Origin of the sequence: Pantoea sp. ARC270, from assembly GCF_003236725.1 — a bacterium.
GTDB classification, from domain to species: domain Bacteria; phylum Pseudomonadota; class Gammaproteobacteria; order Enterobacterales; family Enterobacteriaceae; genus Pantoea; species Pantoea anthophila.
The window spans coordinates 37,232-44,476 of record NZ_PUGA01000048.1; the positions used below are offsets into that span (position 1 = coordinate 37,232).

Consider the following 7,245-nt stretch of genomic DNA (forward strand, 5'->3'; position numbering starts at 1 on the left):
GTCAGCCCTTGAGTTTGGGATCGAGGGTGTCGCGCAGCGCATCCCCAAGCAGGTTAAAGGCCAGCACGGTCAGAAAGATCGCCAGCCCCGGAAAGACGCTCATATGCCAGGCCCCGGCCATCATCATGCTGCGGCTCATCGCCAGAATATTGCCCCATTCAGGCACGTCAGGTTCCGGGCCCAGTCCGATAAAGCTCAGGCCCGCTGCCGTGAGAATACTGGTGCCAATGCGCATGGTGAAATAGACAATCACGCTGGAGAGCGTGCCGGGCAGAATATGCCGCAGAATAATCACCCGGTCTGGCGCACCGGCGCAGCGCACCGCCTCAACATACGCCGCCTGTCGCAGTGAAAGCGTCGAAGCACGCACGATACGGGCAAAGACCGGTACGCTGAACACCGCGACCGCGATGATGACATTGTTCAGGCCCGTTCCCAGCAGCGCCACCACCGCAATCGCCAGCAGCATGCCGGGAAAGGCGAACAGCACGTCGGCGCCGCGCATAATCAGCATATCGATCCAGCGACCGTAGTAGCCGGCCAGTAAACCCAGAATCACCCCGACGATCATGCCCAGCGTGACCGACAGTACCCCGACATAGAGCGAGATGCGGGCGCCGTAAATAATCCGGCTCAGCAGGTCACGTCCCAGCTCGTCGGTCCCCATCCAGTGGGCGGCCGTAGGCGGCGACGATAACGCCATCCAGTCCGGTGCCATCGGGTCCCAGGGAGCCAGCCAGGGCGCAAAGAGAGCGACCACGATCAGCAGCAGCACAAATCCGCCCGACACCAGCGCCAGGGGATTACGCACGAAGGCGTGCAGGAAGTCGCGCAAGGGTGAACGAATGATCTGTGGCGGGTTTTCAGTCAGTGATGACGAACTCATCTCGGCTCCTGTCGCAGACGAATGGCCGGATTGACGACTGCATAGAGCAGATCGACCAGCAGGTTAATCACGATAAATTCAAACACGAACAGCATCACCAGCGCCTGAATGACCGGCTGGTCCTGCGCCTTGATCGACTCAATCAGTAACCAGCCCAGACCAGGCCAGTTGAAGACGCTCTCCACGACGATAGAGCCCCCCAGCAGAAAACCGAACTGCAGGCCCAGCATGGTGATCACCGGGATGAGTGCGTTGCGCATCACATGTTTCCACGTCACCAGCCGTTTTCGCAGCCCTTTCGCTTTTGCGGTGCGCACGTAATCTTCCTGCGCCACCTCAAGAAAGGCCGAGCGGGTGAAGCGCGCCATCACGGCCGCCACCGACGACCCCAGGGTGATGGCAGGCAGGACAATATCGCTGGCCCTGTTAAAGCCGCTGACCGAAAAGAGTCCAGAGGGCATCGCGACGAACTGGATCAGCAGCAGCCCCAGCCAGAAGGCGGGCATGGAGATGCCGCCGACGGCCACGCTCATCAATGTCCAGTCCTGCCATTTCCCCCGTTTCAGCGCCGCCAGAACGCCGAAGAGCAGGCCGAGGATCACGGACCAGGTAAACCCTGCGAGGGCGAGCCACAGTGTCGGCATGAATCCCTGCGCGATCACCTCCCGCACCGGTTGCTGCGTGCGGTAGGTGATGCCGAGATCGCCCTGCAGCAGGCTGCCGACCCAGTGGAGATACTGCTGCGGCAGCGGATCGTTCAGCCCGAGATGCTGACGTGCCGCCTCTACCGCCTCGATGGGCGCATCCGGTCCGGCATAGATGCGCGCCGGATCGCCCGGCAGCAGCTTGATAAAACCGAAAACCAGCAGCGAGACCACCAGCAAAACCGGGATCATCTCGAGCAATCGGCGAAGGATGTATGCAAACATGCGATTCCCTGAAACAGAGGTGCGACGGGCCTTTCCACGCCCCTCTCCCGCATGAGGTCAGGGGCGTGGAGGAAGAAATCGTCTTATTTAAAGGACGCCTGAGTGAATATGAAATTGCCATCAGGCAGCATTGAAACGCCGCTCAGGTTGCTCCGCTTGCCCACCAGGTTGTCTGGCGTGCCAAGAAAGGCTACCGGTGCCGCTTTCCATAGCGCCGTCTGGGCCTGCGCATAGGCGATGCCACGCTTCGCCGCATCGGCCGTCACCAGCCCGGCGGCGATCGCTTTGTCCACTTCCGGGTTGCTGAAGTAGGAGACATTATAGGAGGTCGGCACCCAGGACTCGGTGGCAAACAGCGGGCGCAGCGCCCAGTCCGCATCGCCGGTAGAGGTCGACCAGCCGCCATAATAGAGGTCAAACTCCGCCATTTTCGGATCCTTCACGCCCCACAATTTCGCATTGCGCGTTCCCGAATCCATCGGGGTAACCGTGGCACGAATACCCACCGCGGCCAGCTGCGCCTTCAGCACCTGACCGGCTCGCACGGCGGCCGTGGCATTGGTGACCCAGAGCTTGAGATCCAGCCCCTGCGGATAGCCTGCCGCTTTCAGCAGGGCTTTAGCCTTATCGGGTGCATAGTGGTAATCGGGATCCGTTTGTTTCTGATAGAACTGCACCCCTTCCGGCATAGCCGAGGTGGCCGGTTTGCCCAGACCGGCAAAGGCCACTTTCAGCCACAGATTACGGTCAATTGCATAGTTGATGGCCTGACGCACGCGAACATCCGCCAGCGGCTTATGCTGCGTGTTCATCGCCATGTAATAGAGATAGATGCTCGGATCGCGCTGCACCGTCAGATGGCTGTCCTGCTGCACCGCCGCAAGGAGGTCGGACGGCAGTGGCCAGATGGCATCCACCTGCCCCGATTTTAAAGCCGCAACGCGTGTCGCATCTTCCGGGCTCGGCGAGAAGATCACCTGGTCGACTTTCGGCCACCCCGCCTGCCAGTAACCCGCATACTTCGCCATCGTCACGGCTTTGCCCGGTTTCCAGTCGACAAATTTAAACGGACCGGTTCCTACCGGATGCAGCCGGAGCTGGGCTTCGTCCGGGTATTGCTTCAGGATCGCCGGGCTCCACATCACCGCCGAGGGGTGCGCCAGCGTGTTAATAAAAGCCCCGAACGACTGATTCAGGTCGATTCTGACCTGGTCGGGTGCCAGCACCGTCACCCTGTCGATCATTTTGTAGAGGCTGTTACGCTTCAGCCCTTTTTTCTGGTCAGCCAGACGATCGAGGTTGGCTTTGACGGCTTCCGCATCAAAAGGGGTGCCATCCTGGAAGGTGACGCCCTTGCGCAGCGTCAGGGTAAATTCGGTCGCGCTCTCATTGGCGGTATAACCGGTCGCCAGCCAGGGTTGCAGCTTCATCTGCGGATCAAACTGGAACAGGCGTTCAAAGATACCGCTCTGTACGGAGTAGCTGATGTTATCCGAGGTGTCGTGCGGGTCCAGCCCCGTGATATCGGCATACATGGAGATACGCAGATCCTGCGCCTGCGCAGCAGAGACCAGCATCGTCGTCAGGGCGAAGGCTAGTGAGGTACGGCGAAAAATGGGTTTCATGAAATCTCCTGGTCGTTGAGGATTATCGCAATGCAATGCCGTCAGCGACCCAGTGCAGAGGCGCAACCTGTCGATAACGGGGCTTAGTGACCGTTTCGCCCACCTTACGTAACGGCGAAGGGATCTCGCTGTCATCGACAAGGCGGGGCTGACGGTTCTCAGGATCGGCTACCGGCACGGAGGCCAGCAGACGCTGGGTATAGGGGTGCTGCGGATGATTAAATACCGACTGGCGCGGTCCAAGCTCCACAATCTGGCCGAGGTACATCACCGCCACGCGATTCGCAATGCGCTCTACCACCGCCATATCGTGAGAGATGAAGATCCACGCCACGCCGGTCTGCTGCTGGAGGTCCATCATCAGATTGACCACCTGCGCCTGAATTGAGACGTCGAGGGCTGAGACCGCCTCGTCGGCGATAATGACTTTCGGCTTCAGTGCCATGGCGCGGGCGATGGCAATCCGCTGACGCTGCCCGCCCGAAAATTCATGCGGATAGCGACGCGCATGCTCCGGCAGCAGGCCGACGCTCTTCAGTAACGCATCGATCTGCGGCGAAGCCTCCTCCAGCGATTTCACGATGCCGTGCAGGAGCAATGGCTCGGCGATGGTGAAACCCACGGTCAGGCGGGGATTCAGTGAGGCGTAGGGATCCTGAAAGACCATCTGAATTTCACGGCGGAGCGGCTGGAATGCCGCCTCTTTCAGGTCGGAGATCTCTCTTCCCTCAAAGTGAATGCTTTCGGCCTCACTGCTGATGAGGCGCATCAGTGCGCGTCCGGTGGTCGATTTGCCGCAGCCGCTTTCACCCACGATGGCCAGGGTTTCACCGGGCCACAGCGTGAAATCAATCTGCTCGACCGCATGTACATGGTGCGTCAGGCTCGATAAGATGCCGCTGCGGATCGGGTAATAGACTTTCAACCCGCGCACATCGAGCAGCGGCGCCACGTCGTAGCGCGCGGTCTGCTGTTCGCGTTGCACCGCGTCGCGGGCACCCGGCAGAGGAAAACGTTGCGGCCAGTTGTGCTCCCGCATATCACCGAGTCTGGGCACGGCCGCCAGTAATGCTTTGGTATAAGCGTGCTGCGGAGCGGCAAAAATCTCAGAGACGGTGCCCTGCTCGATGACTTCGCCGCGCAGCATCACCACCACCCGATCGGCGATTTCTGCCACCACGCCCATATCATGCGTGATAAACAGCACCGCCATCTGTTTTTCGCGTTGCAGTTCCCGCAGGATATGCAGAATACGCGCCTGCACGGTGACATCCAGCGCGGTGGTCGGCTCGTCGGCGATCAGGAGCTGCGGGTCACAGGCCAGCGCCTGCGCAATCATGACACGCTGCCGCATGCCGCCGGACAGCGAGTGCGGATAGCTTTTCATGACGCGATCCACATCGGCGATGCGCACCTGTCGCAGCAGTTCACGCACGCGCGCCTGCGCCTCTTTTCTGCTGCACTGCTGGTGATCGCGTAACGCTTCGGTCAGCTGATCGTCAATGCGCAGCACCGGATTCAGCGAGGTCATGGGCTCCTGAAAGATCATCGCCATTTCACGGCCCCGTAACGCGCGACGCTGATTCTCATCCAGCGTTTCCAGCGCGTGCACGTTTCCACTGCGATCGCGAAACTGCATGCTGCCGCGATCGACACGGCCGCCGTTTGCCAGTAAGCCCATCACCGCCAGTGACGTGACAGATTTACCGGAGCCGCTTTCACCCACCACGGCGACAATCTCACCCGGATTGATGGCAAAACTGATCCCCCTGAGAGCCTGATTCTCACCGCTGCGTCCCCGAAACGAGACGCTGAGATCCTGAATCGCCAGCACGGGAGAGGCAGAGGCTGTGCGCGCTGCAAAAGAGGTAAGTCGTGTGTCCGTCATCGTCGCCTCGCAAAGTTATAGCCAGATGCGGCCCTGGGAGTAGCTCAAAAAAGGAGAACTGTCGGCGGCCAGCCAGATGGGGCCATCCAGGTCGATGAACTCCGCATTGACCGCGACGGGCAAGGCGGCCTCCATCGCCAGTGACGAACCCAGCATGCAGCCAACCATAATGCGCATATTCTGCGCCCGGGCCGCCTCCACCATCGCCAGCGCTTCGGTCAGGCCCCCGCACTTATCGAGTTTGATGTTGACCATCTCGTAACGATCGCGCAGTTCCGCAATATCCGCCCGCGTATGACAACTCTCATCCGCACAGACCGGGATGGGATGCCTGAAGCGTTGCAGGTCATGATCCTGCCCGGCGGGCAGCGGTTGCTCCACCATCGCGATGCTGTAGGCCTTCAGTGCCACCAGCAGGCTCTCCAGGTCCAGCCCCGACCAGGCTTCATTGGCATCAATAATGAGCGTGGCGCGCGGTGCCGCCGCACGGATCGCGGCGACCTTTTCCAGAACCGCATCACGGTCGAGCTTAATTTTGAGCAGGATGGCCCCGCGTGAGACGGCCTCTGCCGCCGCGAGCGCCATATTTTCCTGCGTGTCGAGGCTGAGGGTTTCGGCCGTCACCACCGACGGTGGCTGAGGGCACTGGCTCTTCTGCCACAGCGTCTGATGCGTCCGTGCGGCGTCGAGTCGCCATAGCGCACAGTCCAGCACGTTGCGCGCGGCGCCTGCGGGTAAGCGCTGTTGCAGATCGTCATGGCTCAGGCCCGCCTCCACCTCAGCACGCACGGCTTCAAGCATCGCCTGCACGCTTTCGGGCGTCTCACCGTAGCGGGCCGTCGGAGTGCATTCGCCCTGCCCGATGAACCCGTTTTGCTGCAGGGTGACCCGGATGACCGTCACGACGGTCCGGGTTCCACGCGAGATGGCAAAGGGGCGCGCCAGCGGCAGCTCCACCACATCGATCTGCAATGTTCTCATTTCAGCCACGCTCCTGAAGCAGCGCGGCGATCCCGTCGATACCAAAACGCACAGGATCGGTTGCCGGCAGGCCAAACTCAGCGGTGATTTCAGCGCAATACGCGAGCGCCTCTTCTTCGCTGTAATTTGAGGTGTTAATCGCAAAGCCCGCGAGCTGCACCGACTCACTGGTCACCTGCGCGGCGCGCAGATTGGCTTCAACGCATTCCTTCAGGCTGACCATCGGCTGGTGGGGCAGATGACGCATATGCGGGCGTCCCATTTCATGACACATGACCAGCCAGTGCGGTTGCGCGCCGTGCATCAGCCCCATACTCACGCCTGCATAAGAGGGATGGAACAGTGAGCCCTGCCCTTCGACGATGTCCCAGTGGTCCGCGTCATTCGCGGGTGACAGCGCTTCAGCAGCGCCGGCAATAAAATCCGCGATGACCGCATCCACAGCAATGCCCTCACCCGCGACCAGAATGCCGGTCTGGCCCGTGGCGCGAAAATCCGCTTTCATGCCGCGTGCACGCATCGCCGCTTCCAGCGCCAGGGAGGTGTACATCTTGCCCACTGAGCAGTCCGTGCCCACTGTCAGGATGCGCTTACCTGAACGCTTCTTGCCGCTGCCAACATTAAGCGCCGGACGCATATGGCGCAGGTCAAACAGCGCAACGCCCGACGCCTGCGCAAGCGCGACCAGTTCCGGCTCATCTACCAGACGGTGGTGCAGACCACTGGCCACATTCATGCCTGCTTTAATGGCACTTTTCACCGTATCCAGCCAGTGCGCAGGCAGATAGCCGCCTGCGTTAGCCGTGCCCAGCACCAGGGTTTTTGCGCCACGCGCTTTGGCACCGGAAATATCCAGTTCATCCAGACCCAGACTGACCGTGCAGCCCGGCAGTTTGATTTCGCCAACGCACTGCTCCGGCCGCCAGATATGAATAC

General features: G+C 60.8%; 6 protein-coding genes. All 6 read right to left on the bottom strand.

Annotation, left to right across the window (positions count from 1 at the left end):
• Nucleotide 1: 1 nt before the first annotated feature.
• Nucleotides 2-886 carry an ABC transporter permease subunit gene (locus CKF42_RS18940; protein ID WP_111208919.1) on the bottom strand — a complete coding sequence of 295 codons (885 nt, stop codon included), beginning with the start codon at nucleotides 884-886 and terminating at the stop codon, nucleotides 2-4.
• A complete protein-coding gene (locus CKF42_RS18945; RefSeq protein ID WP_111208920.1) occupies nucleotides 883-1,815 on the bottom strand; it encodes an ABC transporter permease in 933 nt (310 codons plus the stop codon). Before CKF42_RS18945 ends, CKF42_RS18940 begins: the two co-directional genes overlap by 4 nt.
• An 83-nt stretch (nucleotides 1,816-1,898) precedes the next feature.
• On the bottom strand, nucleotides 1,899-3,440 hold the full coding sequence (locus CKF42_RS18950) for a glutathione ABC transporter substrate-binding protein (protein WP_111208921.1): 1,542 nt from the start codon (nucleotides 3,438-3,440) through the stop codon (nucleotides 1,899-1,901).
• 22 nt (nucleotides 3,441-3,462) lie between these two features.
• Complete coding sequence (locus tag CKF42_RS18955) at nucleotides 3,463-5,328, bottom strand: ABC transporter ATP-binding protein (protein WP_111208922.1); 1,866 nt, start codon at nucleotides 5,326-5,328, stop codon at nucleotides 3,463-3,465.
• A gap of 15 nt (nucleotides 5,329-5,343) precedes the next feature.
• A complete protein-coding gene (dgcA, locus tag CKF42_RS18960) occupies nucleotides 5,344-6,309 on the bottom strand; it encodes an N-acetyl-D-Glu racemase DgcA (protein WP_111208923.1) in 966 nt (321 codons plus the stop codon).
• A gap of 1 nt (nucleotide 6,310) precedes the next feature.
• On the bottom strand, nucleotides 6,311-7,245 hold a 935-nt coding region (gene dgcN / locus CKF42_RS18965), incomplete at its 5' end, for an N-acetyltransferase DgcN (RefSeq protein WP_111208924.1).